The sequence below is a fragment of the Fluviicola sp. genome, assembly GCF_029266855.1.
Lineage (GTDB): Bacteria > Bacteroidota > Bacteroidia > Flavobacteriales_D > Crocinitomicaceae > Fluviicola.
This window is the reverse complement of record NZ_JAQSWB010000001.1, coordinates 609,061-630,148: the sequence shown is the minus strand read 5'-3', so window position 1 is coordinate 630,148 and position 21,088 is coordinate 609,061. Positions and strand designations below refer to the sequence as shown.

General features: G+C 39.7%; 22 protein-coding genes and 1 other RNA gene. 15 read left to right on the top strand and 8 right to left on the bottom strand.

Annotated elements, in window-relative coordinates; translation table 11 throughout:
• Positions 1-94 precede the first annotated feature (94 nt).
• Positions 95-2,254, bottom strand: a complete 2,160-nt coding sequence (locus tag K0S23_RS03025; protein WP_300354079.1) for a T9SS type A sorting domain-containing protein — start codon at positions 2,252-2,254, stop codon at positions 95-97.
• Between the two features lie 243 nt (positions 2,255-2,497).
• Here K0S23_RS03025 and K0S23_RS03020 point away from each other — a divergent pair, with 243 nt between their 5' ends.
• Together K0S23_RS03020 and K0S23_RS03015 are read left to right on the top strand one after the other, a co-directional pair.
• On the top strand, positions 2,498-2,869 hold the full coding sequence (locus K0S23_RS03020; protein WP_300354077.1) for a hypothetical protein: 372 nt from the start codon (positions 2,498-2,500) through the stop codon (positions 2,867-2,869).
• A 2-nt stretch (positions 2,870-2,871) separates the two neighbouring features.
• Complete coding sequence (locus K0S23_RS03015; protein WP_300354075.1) at positions 2,872-3,558, top strand: hypothetical protein; 687 nt, start codon at positions 2,872-2,874, stop codon at positions 3,556-3,558.
• An 8-nt stretch (positions 3,559-3,566) separates the two neighbouring features.
• Here K0S23_RS03015 and K0S23_RS03010 read toward each other — a convergent pair whose 3' ends face one another.
• The 4 genes from K0S23_RS03010 to K0S23_RS02995 all read right to left on the bottom strand — a co-directional run bounded on the left by K0S23_RS03010 (position 3,567) and on the right by K0S23_RS02995 (position 7,022).
• The gene (locus tag K0S23_RS03010; RefSeq protein WP_300354073.1) at positions 3,567-4,931 is read right to left on the bottom strand and encodes an MBL fold metallo-hydrolase; all 1,365 of its coding nucleotides are present in this window, start codon (positions 4,929-4,931) and stop codon (positions 3,567-3,569) included.
• An 8-nt stretch (positions 4,932-4,939) separates the two neighbouring features.
• Positions 4,940-5,803: an ATP cone domain-containing protein gene (locus K0S23_RS03005; RefSeq protein WP_300354070.1), complete on the bottom strand. Its 864-nt coding sequence runs from the start codon at positions 5,801-5,803 to the stop codon at positions 4,940-4,942.
• 111 nt (positions 5,804-5,914) lie between these two features.
• Positions 5,915-6,649 (bottom strand): sulfite exporter TauE/SafE family protein, encoded by a 735-nt coding sequence (locus K0S23_RS03000; RefSeq protein ID WP_300354067.1) that lies wholly within the window; start codon positions 6,647-6,649, stop codon positions 5,915-5,917.
• Between the two features lie 37 nt (positions 6,650-6,686).
• A complete protein-coding gene (locus tag K0S23_RS02995) occupies positions 6,687-7,022 on the bottom strand; it encodes a hypothetical protein (protein ID WP_300354064.1) in 336 nt (111 codons plus the stop codon).
• Positions 7,023-7,447: 425 nt separating this feature from the next.
• On the opposite strand from K0S23_RS02995, the gene K0S23_RS02990 reads away from it, so the two are divergent.
• The 4 genes from K0S23_RS02990 (at position 7,448) to K0S23_RS02975 (ending at position 11,635) form a co-directional block, all read left to right on the top strand.
• Positions 7,448-8,629: a PAS domain-containing sensor histidine kinase gene (locus tag K0S23_RS02990; RefSeq protein ID WP_300354061.1), complete on the top strand. Its 1,182-nt coding sequence runs from the start codon at positions 7,448-7,450 to the stop codon at positions 8,627-8,629.
• A gap of 18 nt (positions 8,630-8,647) precedes the next feature.
• Entirely contained in the window at positions 8,648-9,706 is a 1,059-nt protein-coding gene (locus tag K0S23_RS02985) for a response regulator (protein WP_300354058.1), read from the top strand.
• A 20-nt stretch (positions 9,707-9,726) separates the two neighbouring features.
• Positions 9,727-10,275: a GNAT family N-acetyltransferase gene (locus K0S23_RS02980; RefSeq protein WP_300354055.1), complete on the top strand. Its 549-nt coding sequence runs from the start codon at positions 9,727-9,729 to the stop codon at positions 10,273-10,275.
• Positions 10,276-10,405: 130 nt separating this feature from the next.
• Positions 10,406-11,635 (top strand): AI-2E family transporter, encoded by a 1,230-nt coding sequence (locus K0S23_RS02975; RefSeq protein WP_300354052.1) that lies wholly within the window; start codon positions 10,406-10,408, stop codon positions 11,633-11,635.
• Here K0S23_RS02975 and K0S23_RS02970 read toward each other — a convergent pair.
• From K0S23_RS02970 to K0S23_RS02960, 3 genes are read right to left on the bottom strand one after another with little or no spacing between them, the layout of a single operon-like run.
• On the bottom strand, positions 11,622-12,332 hold the full coding sequence (locus tag K0S23_RS02970; RefSeq protein WP_300354049.1) for a diphthine--ammonia ligase: 711 nt from the start codon (positions 12,330-12,332) through the stop codon (positions 11,622-11,624). The genes K0S23_RS02975 and K0S23_RS02970 overlap by 14 nt on opposite strands.
• Complete coding sequence (locus K0S23_RS02965; RefSeq protein ID WP_300354046.1) at positions 12,320-13,174, bottom strand: aminotransferase class IV; 855 nt, start codon at positions 13,172-13,174, stop codon at positions 12,320-12,322. The genes K0S23_RS02970 and K0S23_RS02965 overlap by 13 nt, the downstream gene beginning before the upstream one ends.
• Positions 13,174-13,797 (bottom strand): rhomboid family intramembrane serine protease, encoded by a 624-nt coding sequence (locus tag K0S23_RS02960; protein ID WP_300354043.1) that lies wholly within the window; start codon positions 13,795-13,797, stop codon positions 13,174-13,176. The genes K0S23_RS02965 and K0S23_RS02960 overlap by 1 nt, the downstream gene beginning before the upstream one ends.
• 54 nt (positions 13,798-13,851) lie before the next feature.
• Here K0S23_RS02960 and K0S23_RS02955 point away from each other — a divergent pair, with 54 nt between their 5' ends.
• From K0S23_RS02955 to K0S23_RS02915, 9 genes are all read left to right on the top strand, one after another.
• Positions 13,852-15,447 (top strand): L,D-transpeptidase family protein, encoded by a 1,596-nt coding sequence (locus tag K0S23_RS02955; protein WP_300354041.1) that lies wholly within the window; start codon positions 13,852-13,854, stop codon positions 15,445-15,447.
• A 101-nt stretch (positions 15,448-15,548) separates the two neighbouring features.
• Complete coding sequence (gene rpe, locus K0S23_RS02950; RefSeq protein WP_300354038.1) at positions 15,549-16,199, top strand: ribulose-phosphate 3-epimerase; 651 nt, start codon at positions 15,549-15,551, stop codon at positions 16,197-16,199.
• The gene (locus tag K0S23_RS02945) at positions 16,199-16,612 is read left to right on the top strand and encodes a hypothetical protein (RefSeq protein ID WP_300354035.1); all 414 of its coding nucleotides are present in this window, start codon (positions 16,199-16,201) and stop codon (positions 16,610-16,612) included. Before rpe ends, K0S23_RS02945 begins: the two co-directional genes overlap by 1 nt.
• Before the next feature lie 76 nt (positions 16,613-16,688).
• Positions 16,689-18,095, top strand: a complete 1,407-nt coding sequence (locus K0S23_RS02940) for an OmpA family protein (protein WP_300354032.1) — start codon at positions 16,689-16,691, stop codon at positions 18,093-18,095.
• Between the two features lie 33 nt (positions 18,096-18,128).
• The gene (locus K0S23_RS02935; RefSeq protein WP_300354029.1) at positions 18,129-18,608 is read left to right on the top strand and encodes a hypothetical protein; all 480 of its coding nucleotides are present in this window, start codon (positions 18,129-18,131) and stop codon (positions 18,606-18,608) included.
• Complete coding sequence (locus K0S23_RS02930; protein WP_300354026.1) at positions 18,609-19,103, top strand: GNAT family N-acetyltransferase; 495 nt, start codon at positions 18,609-18,611, stop codon at positions 19,101-19,103. It abuts the gene before it with no gap.
• A 115-nt stretch (positions 19,104-19,218) separates the two neighbouring features.
• An RNA gene (gene ffs / locus K0S23_RS02925) (signal recognition particle sRNA small type) lies at positions 19,219-19,317 on the top strand.
• A 416-nt stretch (positions 19,318-19,733) separates the two neighbouring features.
• Complete coding sequence (fsa, locus tag K0S23_RS02920; protein WP_300354024.1) at positions 19,734-20,390, top strand: fructose-6-phosphate aldolase; 657 nt, start codon at positions 19,734-19,736, stop codon at positions 20,388-20,390.
• 195 nt (positions 20,391-20,585) lie between these two features.
• On the top strand, positions 20,586-21,086 hold the full coding sequence (locus K0S23_RS02915; protein ID WP_300354021.1) for a DUF6702 family protein: 501 nt from the start codon (positions 20,586-20,588) through the stop codon (positions 21,084-21,086).
• The last annotated feature ends 2 nt before the right edge of the window (positions 21,087-21,088 follow it).

Genomic DNA, 21,088 nt, shown 5'->3' with positions numbered 1-21,088 from the left:
TTAAAAATAAACTAATTTATGAATCGAAGAACGCAGTAAAGAAAAAGGGCTGCACCAACCTGGATACAGCCCTTACTTCCTGGATAAATTTAAATTATTCGATTACAAGTCGATATGTTTTTAAAGTACCGTCAGCAGTTACATGAACCAAATACATTCCTTTTGGTTGATCCGAATGAACCGCAAGTCGATCACAATCTGTAAATGACTCCGTATAAACTTGTTTCCCGGCAAGGTCAGTAATTTCCAGCCTTACAGTTTTGTAGGTGCTATTTAATTCCACAAATACTTCTCCTGCTGTAGGATTAGGGTATAATTTCCAGCTTTCGGAAATGACCTCAATACTACCTGATTTTGTATTGTTGTTTTCTCCGTAATTAGGAGCGATAATCATTTCGCGTGGCGGTGATGTGGTACAGAAAGCATTATTCGAATTGTTGAAAAAGTAAGTTTGACTCCCCTGGCAGCCGGTAGCAGTATTTGTTACAACGACTTCATAAGTAGCATTTGAACATGGATTAGGATATTGACTTGCTGATCCGATATAGGAACCATTTCTATACCATTTGTAAGTGTGTGTTCCAGTTGTTCCGGAAACGACCGCATTTAATGAAGTGGTGCCGTATGGCCAACTGGTACTAATGGTTTCAGTAATAGTAACCACCGGTAATGGATTGATCGTATATGTGATGGATGTGGATACCGGTGTTCCGGTACATGAAGTGGAGTTGAACGTGATGGTATAAGTTCCCGTCGCACTCAATGAATGGTTAATAGTTCCTGTTGAAGCATTGATGGATAATCCAGCAGGCAATGAGGTGAAAGTTCCGCTTGCTCCACCTGTGTTCGGAGTAGACGGATTCGCATTTTTACATTGAGCATGACCGGCCGGGTAATAAAACGCACCTGCAACGGTATTCAAATGTTCGTATGCGCCTTTGTCGACATTCTGAAAAGTCCGTGTGTTTCCATCCAGATCTTTGGAAATTTGAGCAGTGCTTCCCAGTCCGAAATAATTGTAAGCGTCTAAGGAAATGTTTCCATTGACTCCGCTGTTAATAGCCGGTGAACACACCTTTAAATGATAATTTCCATCTACTGATGGAGGCACAGAACCAATTTGAACAAACATCGGGTTAACTGGAGAGGCGCTGCTGCCGATCAAATCATTGGTTGTTGGTGTAAAAACTCCTGGCGCAAGCCCGATTTTTCCGATTAAATTTCCTCCGGTTGAGATGCATTGAACATTTGCGGTTGGCAAATATAGATCAGGGTCATTTCCCGGTGAGCTGGAATTATTGGCAACAATACAATTTCCGATGTGAAATGGAGCTGTATTGTCCAAATAAATTCCACCCCCTTTTGGTGCAAAGTTGTTGGCAACAGTAAGATTCGACAATTTACATTTGATGATATAGTTTGATGGTGAATTGATAGCAAAAGCACCTCCAATTCCACCTAATCCTCCTTGTGCAGCATTCCCGGTAAACGATGAGTTGGAAAATTCCAGGTTTACATTACCGGTAACATAGATTGCTCCACCGTAACCACTTAGATTTGATGGGGCTGAGGCATAGTTTCCAGTAAAACTGCAATTCAATACATACGCCTCAGCATTTATAATATAAATTGCACCTCCACCCGCTCCGGTAGCAGTAGAGACTACTCTTCCATTGTTCTTAAAGCTGCATCCTTGAGCACTTAACTTAGCAAATCTTATATAAATTGCACCTCCAATACCCGATCTGTTGTCTTCAAAAACACAGTTCGTTACTTTGACCTCTGAACCGGCAGTGTTGCTATAAATGGCACCTCCGTATTTACTTACATTATCCTTGAAAATACAATTTGTTGCGATAAGGTTTCCAAATAAATGCACGGCATGTCCGTATAAGGGAAGCGGATGATTAGGTGCTAGTGATCCTTCCTGTAAAGTTAAACCGGTCATTTCTAAGGTTACTCCGGAGTTGACTTCAAATAAATTGGTCATCAGGTTTCCATCGATCACACCTGGTCCATTATGAGCTACTAATTTTACATTCTTTGTAATAATAATTGAATCCAGTAAGTTGATGGAACCGGTTAATCCTGAGAGATAAATAGTCGTTCCGGGTGCCGCATGATGAATTTCATAACGTAATGTTCCCGGAACATAGCTCGCATCACTCGGATTGTTAACGATGGCAGTTTGTGCCTGGCTGTTACATGTGAAAAGCCCAAATAAGAGCAGTAACAATTGGTTTCTTTTTTTCATAATGAATAATGATTGTTTTGCACAATAGTAAAAGATTGATAAGAAAAAATTGGATTTAATTCAGGAACGGACAATTGGCTTCAGCAATGGATTATTTAGCTCCCGGAAGATGGTATTCGTTTGAACTCATCTTTTAACTTGTCCCCGATTTTGGTCGGTCAAAATGTAAATTCGTTCATTCCGCTTCTTAAATGAACTCATTTTGAGAACTTTTTGTTTAATTTGCACAAAATCTTCTACAACATGAAAAAACTAATTATCGGATCAATTTGTTTATTTTCTTTACTTGCGTGTACAAAAGAAAAATTCTCGGTTAATCATTCTTTTTGGTATAATACAGCTACGGCAGATGATTTGGCAGCCTATGGCATCGATGAATTGACTTTGTATGTTGATGAAGTCGAAATTGCTACGATAGATGCTTACGCACATTACACGGCAGATCCGGGATGTGGTGTCGGTAATTTCGTTTTCACCGATATGATGTTTAAAAGAGAAAACAAAACACATGCATATAAAATCCTGGATGAAGGTGACAGCCTGATCTTTCAGGGAAGTTTTCAAATGAAACAAAAAACGGGTTGTGAATCAACTCAATTGGTGCACAGCTTCTAGTTTTGTCTTCTTTCCTTTTAACGGGCATTCCTTCAGTTCCTGATTACGGGCCGGTTTACCGTGAAACAACCGACTTGTCCTCGTTCATTGTAGAACCCTGGAATGCCTGGTCTTCTTTGACTTTCCTGGTTCCTGTGATGATTTTTTTGTGGCAACTCCGTGGACGCCATTTCGAATATGCATTCATCGTCTGGTTCTGTTGTCCGCTGCTGGTTCTCGGTGGATTAGGAAGCACTTTTTTTCACGCTTTCCGGACTTCAACCATTTTGTTGTTAATGGACGCCATTCCAATTATGATTTTAGTAGTAGGCGTCAGTATTTGGATGTGGCTCAAAGTCCTCCCGAAAAACATTCAGATCCTCTGGGTTTTGTTGATCTTCTTCGGATTGACTTTTTTATCGCTGGTATTTCTGAGCGGACAGGATCGTATTTCGGCCAGTTACTTTATCCGCGGATGGATGTTACTCCTTCCCTGCTACTTATTTCTGCGCCAGACCAAGTTCCGGAACTTGGGCCGTTTGTTCACAGCTATTGCTTTTTTTGCGCTTGCCTTGCTTTTCCGCTTTTTGGATGAAAAGGTTGAAATCGCATTCATGCCTTGGGGAACACACTGGCTGTGGCACGTTTCAACTGCCTTTGGTGCTTATTTTTTAGGAGAATACCTGATTAAGAATGCTTACGATAAATAGGTGATTTTTCACAATTCAAAAATTTCATTCAATTGCGGAATAATACATTCGTATCCATATGTTTCCGAGATACTTTTTTTCAGTCCTTGAGCACCTTCCTTTTCACCATGAACAATGAAAATTCTTTCCGGAGCATACTCAAGTTCACCCAGCCATCCTATTAATTCGGTTTGATCTGCATGGGCAGATAATCCTTCCATCAATTCAATTTTTGCACGGACTGTCCAAAACTTCCCACGCATCTTAATCTCCTGAGCCCCGTCCAATAAAGCCCGGCCTCTTGTTCCTTCTCCTTGAAAGCCTACCAGTAAAACCGTTGCTTTCTCATCTCCAAGGAAGTGTTCAAAATAAGTTAAAACCCTTCCCCCGGTTGCCATTCCGCTTGCTGCAATAATGATCTTGGGACTGTGGTCTTGTGCTAAGCGGTAAGTTTGTTCAGGTTTTGTAATTAATTTGATTTTGTTAAACAACTCATCGAGCATGTTTTGATCAAGTTTATGCCACGGATGATTTCTTTTAAAAAGTGAAAGCACCTCTGAACCCATTGGACTGTCCATATAAACCGGGACTTCCGGTATGAGTTTCTTCATGGATAGTTCCCAAATGTGATACATGATCAATTGTGTCCGTTCAACTGCAAAACTTGGAATAATGATCACACCATCCCTGTCAATGGCTGAATTGATAGCATTCATCAGCAATAGTGAAGGGTCTTTTTTATGAATCCGCGCACCATAAGTGGATTCCACAAAAAGGATATCAGCTTGCTTCGGCTTGGAAGGTGGGAACAACAAAGGATCCTCCGGGCGTCCGAGATCTCCTGAAAAAACCAATAGTTTGCCGTTTATTTTTAATTCAATGGATACAGCACCTAAAATGTGTCCGGCATACTGAAACCTGAAAGAAACTTCCTTATCCAAAACGATCCATTGGTCCGCTTGTTCTCCCTGGAGATGAGAAAAAACTTTTTCAGCCTCTTCGGTTGTATACAATGGTTTTGCCGGATGGTGTTTGCTGTATTGATGCTTGTTCGCACGTTCAGCGTCTTCCTCCTGGATTTTTGCACTGTCTTTTAAGATCAGTTTCGTGATTTCAACTGTGGGCCCGGTGCAATGAATAAGACCTTTAAATCCCTGTTTGATCAGTAACGGAAGATAACCGACATGGTCCAGGTGCCCGTGAGTAAGTAAAACATAATCAAGAGAAGAGACATCAAAAGGTAATGGTTGCCAGTTGAGTAAACGAAGTTCTTTTAAGCCCTGGAAAAGACCGCAATCCACCAATATTTTTTTATTTCCCGTTTCGATCAGGTATTTTGATCCTGTAACAGTTCCGGCAGCACCTAAAAACCGTACGCTTATTTTTTCACTCATTATGCTAACTATTTGTTGTTGGGAACTTGTTCCGGTATTTGACACAATTTATCTGCTTCTTCCAAAACCGTTATAAGCCTTTTTGATTTAACTCCGATTGATTTCAGGGTTTTCTCATGACTCAGAAGCTCTTTGCACAGTACGATTTTTAAATCAAGTAATTGCTGTTTTTCACTTCGCGTTAGGGATGTAAGACAAGTTATCGGATAAAGCCCTGATTGATCAATTAAGTCCTTCAATCCGTGATTTACAGGATAATCCCAGCCAAGTAATTCAAGATTTGAACAAATGGCATATTTTACCGCATCTATGGAAAACCGGGTATTTGTAGCAATAAGTACCTGAAAGGCGGGATTGTGCTTGCTTGCCGTTTTTTGCCGGTAAGCTTTGATGTCTTCGAACCTTGCGTGGATATAAAGGGGGATTTTTACGTTGCAAAAGATTCCGGGATGATTGTGGTATTTACATTCAACCATCGTTAACTGATCGTTTTTTTTGGCAATAATATCAATTTCATGAGTAACACATCTGCCCTGAATGATTTGCCCGATTTGAGTAGAGTATCCCTGGTTCTTCAGCAATTCCGCAAAGTATTTCTCAAATGGAAACCCGGAAGGACCAAGTTCCATAATTGCTTGTTTTAGATGATAACGCGCCGCTGTATGTCTTCCGGAGCCTTTTAGAATTGAAAAAGCAATTTGGTAGATTTTTTTTGTGGTAATTCCATTATACAATTGACTGGAAATTTGTTTTAGGATAAGTTCGATCTGCTCATCGCTGGCACCCGATCTGGAAAGTGAACGGCGAATTTTTTCTGCTGAAAACAAACTTTTTTCACCTGAAGCTTTTGTTACATGTATATTTTGATTCATAGTCAATATCCTCGTTTCAATCTGTGACCTTATAATGATCAAACAAATCTAAAACAACGGACACCCCATTAAAATGATGCAGATAAGTCTATCGGCTGATGCTAATCAGTTTTAATGGGGGAAAAAGAATTGTTTGATGATAATTGTAATACCGATAACCAGTATGAGTGAGAGTACAATGTATTTAAATTGCAGCTGCGTAAAGAACGAAAGGATTTTTTTTCCGATAAAAGTTCCGATAATACTCACAATCAATAGAATGGGAACCAGGTATAGATCGTGTTTGTGCACATAGCCGTTCGAAAAGTAAACAATACTTCTGCTTAGGTCTATGGCGAGATCAATAATTGCTGAAGTCGCAATAAAACGCTCCTTATCCATGTTGAACGCAGTTAGTGTCAATCCGCGGATCGCTCCTCCGGTTCCGAACAATCCTGCACTGAACCCTGATAAAACTCCTCCGCTGATAGCATTGAATCGAGTGGGTTTTAAGGAGAATTTTTTGAATACGATCAATAAAATACTGATTACAATCAGGAATACTGCCAAGATTATTTCAAGGATGTTTCCATCAAGGAATTTACTGAAATAAGCTCCGGTTACAACGAATAAAACTGCTGGAATGCCAATCGTAAAAACAATTCGTTTGTCAAATCCTTTTCTGAAAAGTGCAATTTTGGCAGTATTGCTTGAAAGGTGGAAAAGCGCCGTAATTCCAAGTACTGAATGAAAATCAAAAAAGAAGCCGGCTATCGGAACAAAAAACATAGATGACCCGAAGCCGCCTATCGTTCCTAATATTTCGGAAAGCAGGGCAAGTGGAATAAAGTAAATTAAAAATCCCATGGCGCTATCCGTGTTTGATTAATTAACAGGCATTATTTCATTTCGAACTCAGGATCTCCCCTTCTCTATTCTGTTCTTCCAGGGTCCAGTGACCGGTCAGTTTTGTCTCTATCCATTCTTTTCCCGATTTTCTGAATAGTTTAATTTGAAGATCAAATTCATCCCGAAACATTTTTTCGAGTGAGTCAATGCTCATCCCGGGCAATATGTATAGATCGTCAAGCTGGTTAAACTTTCTGAGCGAACTGGGTCTCAATTGTGAAGGTGTAACTATTTCTGTAGCATTCCTGAATACTTTTAACCTTAAATAAGGAAACAGCTTGTTGAACTCTTCTTCAATTTCAACTACAGTTTTGTTATTGCTGATTTTCATATTAAACCGAATTACGAATTGAGCAGGTTTAATTTATAACAGACCCAATGATGTTTCGTACAAAATTACACCTTCAAAGGAGGGTGTAAAATGAGTCTTGTCAGCTAAGTAAATGATGTGCATCACTGACGAAACTCATGTCAAAAACTGATCGGGATCATGTTTTACGGCTGCGGAATATTGCAGCTTTGTCATGTAATTAAGGGTAAGGCTCAAAGCAATCAGAAGTTAAGTGCCTTCCTGATGTGCATATAACAAGGTTATTTGCCGATATTTTGAGCTAAATAAGGCACCCTTTGAAAACCAAAGGGTGCTCTTATGATTAGCGTCAATACGAATATCGATCCGGTCATAATTTTGAAGTCGGACTCATTTATTTATGAACCAAAAAGTGTACATTGGACATGAATTTTGGAAAACAGAGAATGGAAACAAAAGAAGGAGTTGATGCACTTTTTTTATATGCAACAGAAGGAATTTTAGTGGTTAACGAAAAAGGTGAAATCGTTAGGATCAATCCAAGTGCAGAAAAATTATTCGGTTACCCGCAGGATTACCTGCTTGGAAAAAAAATAGAAGCATTGATCCCTAAACGCTTTTCAACACAACATGAAAAGTACCGGACAAATTATGCAGAAAAGCCATATGCACGTTCAATGGGTGCAGGAATGGAACTTTACGGACTCAGAAAGGATGGTTCCGAATTCCCCCTTGAAATAAGTCTGAGTCCTTATTCTACAAATGAAGGAAGGTTTGTGATTGCCTTTATTTTGGATATCACTTCAAAAAAACAGTCTGAGGAACGGCTTAAAAATTATTCCCTGGAATTGGAAAGACAGGTTCGAAACCGGACACTTGTACTGGAAGAGGCCATTGATGAACTTGAAAAGACCAAAATGGAATTGAGAAAAGCACTGGAAAAAGAGAAGGAATTGAATGAGATGAAATCTCGCTTTGTTTCCATGGCTTCACATGAATTCAGAACTCCGCTCACCACGATGATGTCTTCGCTTTCCTTAACTTCAAAATACGGCGCGCAAAACGATTTGACGAATCAGGAAAAACACATTCAGAAAATAAAGAACTCAATTCATAATATGACCGATATCTTGAATGATTTTCTTTCTGTCAGTAAACTGGAAGAAGGAAAGATCGTCAATATGCCGCTTGAATTAAATCTTAAAACCCTGATAACTGAAATCGTTGGGGAAATAGAGGCCTTAACGACAAAAGATCATTCGCTGACGTACACTCACCAGGGAGCAGAAACAGTTGAACTGGATCCTAAATTGTTGCAGGGAGTTCTGTTTAACCTGCTTTCAAATGCTATTAAATTTTCACCTGAAGGTGGTGCCGTAGACTTGGCCTCACTGGTGAATGAAGAAGAAGTGAGGATTAGCGTAAAGGATTCGGGGATCGGAATCTCGAAGGAAGACCAGGAACACTTGTTTGAGCGTTTTTTCAGGGGACAAAATGCAACTCACATCCAGGGAACGGGACTTGGTTTAAATATTATTGCGAGTTATTTAAAATTAATGAATGGAACCATTCGGATTGATAGTGAAGAGAATAAGGGGACACTCATTACGGTTATTTTTAAAAGATAAGGATTACAAATAAGAATTATGAAGAAGATTCTACTGATTGAGGACAATAAAGATATACGAGAGAATACAGCTGAAATTCTTACTTTGGCAAACTACTCCGTACTGACTGCTGAAAACGGGAAAATAGGTGTTGAGCTGGCGCTGAAAGAGAAACCGGATTTGATTATTTGCGATATTATGATGCCGGTTCTCGATGGTTATGGCGTACTGCACCTCCTTTCAAAGAATGACGAAACTGCAACTATTCCCTTTGTTTTTTTGACTGCAAAGGCAGAACGTTCCGATTTTCGAAAAGGAATGGAAATGGGAGCGGATGATTACCTGACAAAACCTTTTGATGATATGGAATTGCTTAATATCGTTGATGTCAGGCTAAGAAAAAGTGCATCCCTGAAAAAAGAGTTTTCTAAGAATATTTCCGGAATTGATGACTTTATTCAAAGTGCAAAAGGATTTGAATCGTTGAAAGAACTTTCTGAAAAGAATGAGGTCCGGTCCTACAAAAAGAAATCCGAGATTTTTCGCGAAGGATCTTACCCGAAAGGAATCTATTTCATCAGTAAAGGAAAAGTAAAGATCTTTAAAAGTAATGACAACGGAAAAGAGCTGATAACTTCTTTTTACAAAGAGGGCGAGTTCTTTGGTTTTCTGGATCTTTTGAAGGATGAACAATATTCTTCTTCTGCAAGTGCGTTGGAAGATTCGGAGATTTACGTTATTCCAAAAGATGACTTCTTCTCCTTATTGTATAACAATTCCCAGGTTGCCAGGAAATTTATTGAAATGCTTTCGGATAATTTGCAGGAAACGGAGCAGCAATTAATCAAAATTGCTTACGACTCAGTAAGGAAACGTGTTGCTGAAGCGTTGGTAAAACTTTCCGACAAGTATAAAAAAGAATCCGAAACCCAGTTTTCAATGTATGTCTCAAGGGAAGATCTGGCAAATGTCGTTGGAACTGCAACGGAGACCGTGATCAGGACACTTAGCGATTTTAAAGAGTCGAGGTATATTGATATTGCCGGGGGAACAATTACTATTTTGGATTACGATAAGTTGGTTCACATGAAAAATTAAACTATTCGTAATTTTGAAAGATGAAATTCTCGCCCCTTACAATTGGTTTAAAAGATGGACGAAGTGTGTTGCTTCGCCATGTGGAAGTTGCCGACGCGCCCAAAGTAATGGAATTTGTGCATGGTTTTGTGTACGATGAAGAGTATGTTCCATTAACGGAGGGTGAGTTCAACCCTACCCTTGCTGAAGAAGAACAAGTCCTGGCAAACTATATTAATCGATCAAATGCCTTGTTTCTGGTAGCGGAATTTGACGGGAAACTGGTTGGGAATATTAATGTGGACGGAAATCAGCGTAAAATATTGCGACATACTGCTGTTTTTGGAATGGGAATGCACAAGGAATGGCAAGGCTGTGGCCTGGGAACTGCAATACTAAATGCCGCAATTGATTGGGCGAAGAACAATTCCGAGTTGGAAATCCTATTCCTGCAGGTTTATGCTGATAACAAAGCCGGGTTGGCATTATATCGGAAAATGGGATTTGTCGAACATGGAAGGATCCCGGATTTTTTCAAGCAAAATGGCCGTTATCACGATGAGATCTCCATGCATCTGTCTGTGAGATAAGAAGTTCAGATCATAATCAGTTACTATTTGATACCGTTCCTCAATTCCGAAAGCAGGATTTTTAAGGACTTTTCACTTTTATCTGCTCACTTGTCTGGCGAATCTTCTTATATTTAAGAAAGTCAAGATTATGGTGAACCTACAAGACAAATATTTGAAGCGTATTTTCACAATCCTGCTTCTGACATCACTTACGGTAATTATTTGTCTGGCAAGCGATATCCTTTTCCCACTGTTACTGGCATTTATCTTTGCTGTGCTTATTCGGCCAATTGATTCCTTTTTGCAGAATAAGTGGCGCTTTCCCAAACTATTGTCGGTAATTCTCACGGTTACAATTGCGATCTTATTTTTCGCAGGGGTTATGTTCCTGCTAGGGTTACAGTTGAGAGACTTCTTTGATGATCTTCCAACCCTGGAAAAGAATATGACCAAGGTGCTCCATGATATAGAAGGATGGATCAACAAAAAGTTTGGGGTGACACACTTCCAGCAGGAGAAAATGGTGAAAGAAAACTTCAAAAAAGGGAACTTTTTCTCCATGGAGAATTTTGGGTCAATTACCGGGGCATTGATAAATTTCATTTTAGTTCCGCTTTACCTCTTCCTGTTCTTATTCTATCGTTCACTGTTGCTGAACTTCTTGTTGAAATTAGTTCCTGCTGAGAGTTCTGAAAAAATGCAGATTGTTGTGAATGATATCAAGATTATCATCCGCATGTATATCCTGGGATTATTACTTGAAATTGCAATTGTAGCTGCATTGACGACCTTGGGCTTGTGGCTGATCGGTGTGAAATATGCTTTGTTCCTGGGACTTTTGGTTTCTTTACTGAATCTGATCCCATATGTTGGAATACTTGTTGCAAATTTTTTAAGTTGTCTGATATCGCTTTCCAATAATCCGAGTATTGAACAATCTGTTCTGGGAGTTATAGCCATAATCGGTACGGTACAGCTCATTGATAATAACATTTTGTTGCCGCGAATTGTAGGTTCCAAAGTTCGGATCAATGCCCTCGCCTCGATTTTATGCGTGATCATTGGGGGCTCTCTTGCCGGAGTTCCAGGTATGTTCCTCGCAATTCCGGTCACAGCGATCCTGAAAGTTGTTTTTGATGCGATTCCGAATCTGGAACCTTATGGTTATTTGTTGGGGGATGAACTGCCAAAAGCCTTGTTCTGGTCTAAAAAGAAAGATATTGGTAACCAGGCAGAAAAACTGGTGAGCAAACCGAAAAGTAAAAGTGAAGGTACGACTGAAAGCAAACCGGAAGATAAACCGGTAAGTAAAAAAACAGACAGTAAACCTGCCGATAAAACTCCGGGTAAAACTGGAGGTAAAACTAAACCGGAATAAGGTCCTGGAACCAAAAACCGTACTCAAGAGGTTTGTCGTCCTTATCCTTCATGGAATAGGTTTTCAGAACTCTTTCCCCTAATTCGAATTGGATGGGTTTTTGAAAGATCGGTCCGTCGTAAACAAAGGTGTGGAATTCCCCATTCTCTCCGCATGGATCTACGTTTGCAGGCAGATCGTTAAGAAAGTCCCTGTCAATGATTCTTCCGGCAAACTCCTCGCCCAGTTTGGATCCGTCTACACAGACAACCATTGTTTTGAAGCCGAGATCTATGAACTCATTTACAAGATCGGAGGTGTCTCCCTTCCATAGTGGGAAATGAGCGGAAATTTGAACTTCCTGGAGTTTTTGTTCCCGGTAAGCTCTCAGGTCTTCCAGGAAGATATCACCGAAAATACAATCTGAAATTCCTTCTGCTTTCAATTCCCGGATTGCGGTGCTCATGACGGTTTCATAGGCTCCCATATCTGCACTGCTGGGCAATTGAATTTGTTTCACGGGAATCCCAAGTGATTCAGCCTGTGGAAGTAACAACTCACTCCGCACTCCATGCATGGAAATACGGTCGGCTTCCTGGTTCAGGGTGGTAAGCAAATAACGGATGTCAAATTTTTTCTCCCGGAGGATTTTGTAAAGCGCCAATGTACTGTCTTTACCTCCGCTCCAGTTGAAATATGCGGGGATCAAACGTCCCATTCTTCATTCAAAAAAGCAACGATCTTGCGCGCTGTGGTATTGAAATAACGTTTTGTCCGGTATCCGCCTACCCAGGTAATTCCACGCACGGCATTCGTTAAGAACACTTCATCTGCTACCAGTAAGTTGGATGGCAGGATCGGGCATTCGTAAACTTTTAATCCGTTCTTCAAAGCCAGGTTAATGACCTGCATGCGCATGGTTCCTGCTAGACAACCGTCTGAAAGGCTTGGTGTATAAAGTACTCCGTTGCTGACTACAAAAATATTGCTGTGCGAACTTTCAAGAATCTGACCGTTATCATTTGTGATGAGCATGTCGTCCAGGCCTTTTTCTTTCGCTGAAATTGCAGTTAAAACGTACAAAAGGCCGTTCTTTGTCTTGTAATTGGAAAGAATATTTTTGGTTTTCCGGATGTCCTGGTACAGATCTACTTCCAGCCCTTTTGCATTCAAACTGAAGAGATTATTTTCAATCGGATAGATCTCGATGAAATAGCTAACTTCATTGGTGTCAGGTAAATAAGTCCCGCCACCTAAACGATCAATCGAAAGTCTTATTCGTGCTCCTTCCGTAATTTTACAAAGCTGGATCAGTTCATCGATCTGCTGCTGAAAGAATTCGGTAGTATAAAAAGCCGGCAAACGCATTTTCAGAACCTTTGCTCCTTCGCTCAAACGCGAAAAATGATGGGAAAGATTCAAAGCTTTTCCATTCATCACACGAATACTTTCAAAAAGTCCGTCACCGTAAGTATAAGCTCTGTTTCCCGCAGCAATGGAATGCCCGGTGTTACTAATGATTTTACCGTTATTGTTTACGAATAGTTCTTGATCACTCATTAAAGTAGGTTTTGAAATGCAAAAATCACTTGTTCAATATTAGTAATTAAAATGAAAATAATTCCGAAAACAGCACCGGATATATGTGCATCATGCGCAATATTTGTTTTCCGGTTCCTGTCGGAATAGATTTCGAAAGCCAGGTAGATCAATCCGAAAATCCAGGCACTTATCGGGATCGGGATAAACATGAACCCGATTTTCATACCCGGATCAAGCATGATCATTGCAAACAGGATCGCTGAAGTAACTCCGGAAAGTCCCAAAGAACGGTAGTTGGGGTTGTCTTTGTGCCTGAAATAAGAAATGGAACTGGATGCAAACATGGATGCGAGTATAAAGGCCCAAAAGATAATTTCTCCGGTTAGCGGACCATAGAAATTATATAAATAGAACTCAAAATACCTTCCAAAGTAATAAAGCGTGATTCCGTTAAAAAAAAGATGGCCGAAATCACCGTGAAGAAAAGCATGTGTGATGAAACGGTAATACTCTTTTTCGTGTTTGACCAGGTAAGGACTGAACAGGTATTTCTCCATGAAATCACGGTTATTAAAACCTATAAATGACATGATCGCCATGGTTCCGAGAAGAATATATGTTGAATAAATTTGAGGCTCCATATTTGAGGAATAAGTATCTTGCAGTAAAATTGCTCATTATTTTTTGATTCCTTTATGAAAATTAGCAGAGTTCTACTTCTACTTCTCGCATTTGCACTAATTAGATGTTCCTCCTCCATTGATAAGACAGATCCCATTTTTGACCGCAAAGTTTCCCTGAAGAAGCGAATTGCACTGGCTGTCGAGTCCGATTTATTAACAAAACTGGATTTCCCCGAAGGAATTAAGGATTCTGTTTATGCATTCTACAAAGCACGCGATTTTAGACCTGTTTGGGCGAATGATACCATGCTGTTGGAAAAAGGAACTAAATGGAAAGAATTGTGGAAATTTCCCTGCGCACTGGGATTACCGGATAACAGGCCTTTTAGGTTTAAAGCTGATTCATTAAGCGGGGCTTCTATTATACAGGAGTTTTTGCTTACAGCACGTTTGGCCCAACTGCAACAGGATTTGAAGGTTGGCTTCCTGGATACGGCAATAAATGCATACAGGCCACATAGATCAATTGATATAAAATCATTGAGCAGGTCGGTGAAGGAAATAGATACGGTAAAAAACTGGGGATCCTGGCTGGCTAAAATGGGACCTTCGAGACCTGAATACCGTGCTTTGGCCAAGGGTTTGTTCCGTTATGCTGCTAAAAAGAAATTGTCAACCATCCACTTCGAAGTTCCGGCCTTGGTCGAGGATTCACTTCGCTGCCTGGAATTGGCGGAAGAATCACTGATCGATAAAGGTTATCTGGATCCGAAAAAGACCGGCGAGGAAGCTTTTTGGGAAGCAATGGGACGTTTTCAGGCGGATAACGGTTTGAAAGCAGATGGTGTCATCGGAATTTACACCCGGAAAGCATTGAATGAATCGGAACGTTACAAATGTCACAGAGCGATCTTATCGATGGAAAGATGGAGATGGCGCGCTCCCTTCCCTGAAAGGTATGTATGGGTAAATATCCCGGAATATAAACTGAGATTGTTCTACAACGATACCTTGTATTCCGAGCACCGGGTTGTTGTGGGAAAACCGGAAAATCAAACACCGCAGTTGAGCTCCAGGTTACGGGCAATCGTTTCCCTGCCCTATTGGACTCAGCCACAATCCATTGCCAGCAAAGAGTTTTTACCTGCTATTCAGCGCAATTCAAATTATGCTGCTAAAAATCATTACAAGGTTTACCGTGGGGAAACGGAAGTGGATCCGACAACCATCAACTGGAAACGCTACAAGGAAAAGAACTTCCCTTTCAGAGTGCGCCAGGAACCTGGGAACGACAACGCGCTTGGATTGGTAAAGTTTGAGTTCAATAATAAATACGGAGTTTATATCCACGACACCCCTTCCAAAGGATTTTTCAATAAGGATATTCGCGCTTATTCCCATGGATGTATGCGTTGCGAAATGCCTGATTCATTGGCCCGTTATATTCTCACACGTGATAACCGCCAGAAAATGACACGTGATTCATTGGATACTTTGATCGCGCGTAAAGAACATTTCACGATTCCCTTACGAAAACCGATAACCTTGCAGGTCGACTATATTACGGTGGTTACAAATGAAAAAGGAGGTTTACTGTTCTTCCCGGATGTCTATGACCGCGATGAAAGCTACCTTAAAATGATGAACATTTATCCGAAGGTGAATTAGGAATTATCAATTGATTAAGAGGTCTCCTCTTGATAATTACACCATTGCTAATTGATAATTAAGAAAAAGGATTTAGTACTTTTGTGAAAAAAATTAGAAATATGTCAGTAATAATTGCTCCTTCTATCTTGTCATGCGATTTTGGAAACCTCGAACGCGATTTTGAATTGATTAATCAAAGTGAGGCAGACTGGTTTCATGTCGATGTAATGGATGGAGTCTTTGTTCCGAATATTTCTTTTGGTTTCCCCATTATTTCAGCATTGAAGAAAGTGGCGAAAAAGACCATTGATTGTCATATCATGATCGTAAATCCGGATCAATATGTAAGTGATTTCGCGAAAGCTGGAGTAGATATCCTGACAGTTCATTACGAAGCTTGTACGCATTTGCACCGCACAATCGGCGCTATTCACGAAGCAGGAATGAAAGCCGGAGTTGCATTGAATCCGCATACACCTGTTTCTGTTCTGGAAAATGTGATCGCAGATTTGGATTTGGTTTTGATCATGTCGGTAAATCCGGGATTTGGCGGACAGAAATTCATTCACCAGGCAATTGAAAAAGTGAAACAAACCAAAGAACTGATCGCGAAATCAGGATCGAAAGCATTGATTGAAGTGGACGGTGGAGTAAATACGGAAACAGGAAAATTATTGGTAGATGCAGGTGCGGATGCTTTGGTAGCCGGTAGCTTTGTATTCAATAGTCCGGATCCGAAAGCAACTATTTCTTCCCTGAAACAACTTTAATGCTCGATTTTTTCCAGCAGCGATTCTCTTATATCCATCAGTTAAATTTGAGCTGGATTGCTCATTTGACTAAAAACGATGCGGATATTCCCTGGGATATCAAAGTTGCTGTTTCTCAATTGATCAATTCGCAGCACATTGCGGTTTGCGGAATTCTGGACCTGGAAATTGAATCCGATTTGAATGATGTACTTCCCGAAATGTATTGGGAATCATTGGAACGCGATAACTACAAGCAATGGATGAATGTTTTCCTGCAATACAATCAGGGACTTCGCGACAATATCGCATGGCTCACTCCTCTCCTGTTTAAATCACTTCACGAAACGGCTCAATATATCGGTCAGCTGAAATTACTCGTTGCTCAGCATGGATTGGAAGAATTGGATGATACACTTATTCGTGTAGAATAAGATTGAGTGACTGCTCTGTCTTTTCAATTCTCCATTAAAACCGGTTTACTTTTTTCATTTTCGAACATATTGGTTCATGAAGTATCTATTATCTTTTCTCATTCTGTTTTTATGTCTTTCCGGTTTATATGCCCAGGACTTTTGTAAAGCAAGCAGCGTTTTTTTCGATCTGAATAAGTCGGAGCTAAAGTCTGAAGGACAATTGACGGTTGATAGTTTGATCAAAACAATGAATAATTCTGAATTTATCCTTGAAATTTACGGGTATACAGATACGTCAAACACGTCTGATTATAACAGCAGGCTTTCTCAAAACAGGATTGATGCAGTTCTGAATTATCTGAAATCAAAAAAGGTCGCTCCGAAAGAGATACGAACCTTTAATGAAGGCGAAGATTTTAATTCCAGTGTCCAAAGTAAGCATCCGGCATTTCAGCGTCGTGTGGATGTGTATCTGACACCCATGGAAGGAAATGATGTAACATTTAAATCACCGGATGGGGTGATTATCAAAAGAGATCTTTCTTCATTTGGTGACTGCGGAATTTGTGCACTGAAGCCAAAGATGAAGTATTTACAGACGGAAGCAGATGCGAAAGCCAACGGTATTGACCTGGTAACAGACAGAGGAGAACGCTTGGTTACTTATGGAATGGTTTTGTTTGATATAGATACCTGTTTCTCTGTTTCAAAGGAAGAACAGCAAAAGTTTGAAACGTGTATGGAAGTACCGGCTCCTTTTTGGAACGATCGGGTAAAGTTGTTTGAATTAGTAGAACAATCCGGAAATGATAACTGGAGACAGCTGGATGAATCGATCATTTATGATTCTGTGGCACGTGTGGCCAGGTTTTGCTCCGGTGCGAAAAGGATTAACTGTGATCTTATCCTGGATCGATATATCCCCGGGAAACTGTACTTGATTTTCCCGGAGGAATCACAAACCGGGAAATCGTTTTTCCTGCATTATCCGCAAAGCAAACCTGAACGTTTGTTCAATGATACGATGAATTTCCCTGATGATATTGAAACAGTAATTAGCTATTATTCGATCAATAAAGAATGGTATTTGTACAAAGAAAAAGCTCAAAGAATCCTGAATCAATTTTTGAACAGGGATTCCGTTTCATCGAATGCTTGTTTGCTCTATACTTCAGATTACAAAATCGCTTCTCCCAAAGAAGAAATGGAGTTAAAGGTAAAAGTGAATGGAATTGATAAAATCGGTTACTACCACCCGGATTTCGATTTGTTTATTCCGCTTGAAAGAAGAGGCGGTAATACCTGGTATGGACCGGTTTACCAGGATGGTTTTGAATTGTGCTATATCAAAAAAGATAAATACTATATTGAAAAGAATAAAGCAAAAAAGCTGAAGGTCAAAACGAAAAACGGGATTTCAAAAGCGAAACTGAAACAAGTTTACCTGCTTAAAAAGAATAAGTTAAGCTGGAGAAAAGCAAAAAGACGAGAGTTAGTTTGAAATACTTAATTTTATAGATCAACTCAATGATCGATGCGCCTTTTATTTTTCATTCTTTGTACACTTTCAGTTATTCTGTTCTCAATTTCATGTGAAACTAAGAATGAGGTGTCCGAAGTTCCGATCGAACGTTTTCCATTTGTAAATGATTCCGTTCCTGATTTAGAACTGGTCTGTAAACAATTAAAGGATTCCTCTGAAGAAACAGTAACTTATGAGCTCAGTGTTTTAAATCATACTTTCAAGACAAGGAAAATACTATTTTATCATTGTGATATAAATTATGGAATTCACTGTACGGGAGGTTCTCTTGTTCCTCAAATGTTCCAATGTAACGCAAATATTCCCTATTATCGGGTTCTCATGGCTAACGATAAACTCAATTATCACGTTAAAATGTATCGGGAAACCTTGCGCAATCCGAAATTTTATTGGACATTATTAGAGGTTGATGGTATTACTGCCGACCATGAGTTTGTAGTTTTAGATACTATTCAATTAGAAAGCCGTTAGATGAATCTTCCTCCATATTCCATTTTTCCTGAACTAAGGCATTCGGAGTTGCTCCTAAGAGAGGTTAAATCGAAAGATATTCCTTCCCTGCTTGAAATTCTGACTTATGATGGAAAGAAACCTGAAACATTGGAGGAAGGAATCGCAATGACAAACCGCATCCATCAGAACTATTTGGACGGAGATACAGTCAATTGGGTCATTGAATACCTTCCAACAAAAGAATTGATTGGTTTTGTGGGTTATTACCGCGGATTTGAAAATGGGACAGGTGAATTAGGTTTTATTTTGAAATCCTCATTTCGCGGAAAGGGATTGATGTCCCCGGCCTTACTCCTGGCAGTTGAATTTGGATTAAATTCGATGAAACTGTCCCGGGTAATTGCAATTACCGGAAAAGAAAACAGTAAAGCTATTGCCTTATTGGAACGAACCGGTTTCGTATTCATGAAAGAACTTTCGGAAAAACAACTGGAATTCCGGTTTAATCCTTGATAAATCAACAATTCACTCGTTTGATTGTGAGTTGATTAACCCGTCGAATCAAATCATTTGAGAAAAAATCGCTTTTTGAGTTCATTATCTCTGAGAAAACACTAATTTTGCGGCGGGGTAAGTCTTTTACGACCAGCTCCCTCTTAATCCTCCAGGACGGGAACGTAGCAAAGGTATGAGGTTGTAGCGGTGCGATAAGAGTAGCTTACCCCTCTTTTTTTGCCTAATTTTCCGGAGGTTCAATTTCTTTTTTTTTTATTCCCTCTTTGGCTATCCCTCTCTTTCAAGTCCGATAAAAGGAAACAATAAGATCAACTGATTAAACGCATGTTTATTTTTTTTTGTTTAGCTTCTGAGATCCCCGCCAGTTATGGCTGATTCGAATTTATTTAAAGTGATTATTTAAGCCGGTCGTAATATTGCGGAATTACGTCAAATTTAATTTGCTTAAATCTGTCCAATCTTGAACACACACCCTCTCCCGATCTTCACATATGGGTAAAGCATAGATCAAGTATGGATCAAGTACGGATATAGTATGAGGGAAGTATGGAAGTGTGAAGGATTTAACAAGGGAAAGCACAATTACTTATTAAATGAGTTTATCTTTGTTCTCAAATAAAAACAAACATGAAATTTTTCATTGATACAGCAAACCTGAGCGACATTCGTGAGGCAAATGATTTGGGAATTTTGGACGGTGTTACAACAAACCCGTCTTTAATGGCTAAAGAAGGAATCACAGGTCAAAACAATATTTTGAGACACTACGTGGATATCTGCAAAATTGTAGACGGACCGGTAAGTGCAGAAGTAATCGCAACTGATTTCGAAGGCATGATCCGTGAAGGTGAAGCTTTAGCGGAATTGCACAAAAATATCGTAGTGAAGATCCCGATGATCCCGGAAGGTATTAAAGCTATCAAATACTTTTCATCCAAAGGAATCAAGACGAACTGTACATTGATCTTTAGTGCCGGACAAGCATTATTGGCAGCAAAGGCAGGTGCTTCTTACGTTTCTCCTTTTGTCGGACGTTTGGATGACGTTTCTACAAATGGCTTGGATCTTATCCAGCAAATTCGAATCATTTTTGATAACTACGGATTCGAAACGGAGATACTTGCTGCATCTATCCGTCACCCGATGCATATTATTCAATGTGCAGAAATTGGTTCGGATGTTATGACAGGTCCTCTTAGCGCAATCCTGGCTTTGGCAAAACATCCTTTAACGGATAACGGATTGGCTCAATTCCTGGCTGATCACGCAAAAGGGAATAAATAATCCGCAATAGATTAGAGAAATATTTAAAGTTCAAGTAATTCGTAATTCGTATCCCGATAGCTATCGGGACGTAATTCGTAATTATTTGAACTTTATCCTCTTTTTTTACCTGCTTAACCCGAATATTCCCCCTTTAGTCAAATTTCGACTCACTTCTAAAAGCATTCTGCTATTTTTGCTTCAATATTCTACTTTATGAAGAAGCTCGTCGCAGTCTTTGCATTTATTTCTGTTTTGTTTTCAGCGAATGCGCACGAGTATTATTTTGCTTTTGGCGAAGTAGAATACAACGGATCGACCCGAAAACTGGAGATTACTCTCGAAATGAGTGCACACGATCTCGAATCCGATATGAAAAGATCGGGAATCCTTCTGGATAAACACATTGAAAATCAATCACAGAATCCCGGTTTCAAAAAACAACTCGAATCACATCTGTCAACTGGATTCAGTATCACTGCAGATAATTCACCTGTTGTATTGAAATTAATCGGATTTGATGTTCTGCCTACCGGCTTGCTTTACGTTTACATGGAAAGTGAACCCCTTGAATTAATGAAATCACTTGCTTTTAAGTTCGACCTGCTGATGGAATCTTTCCCGAATCAGCAAAACAAAGTCACATTTATTCGCAATTCACACAAACAAACAGCTGTATTCTTACCCACAAAACCTACAGAAATCATAACCCTGTAATT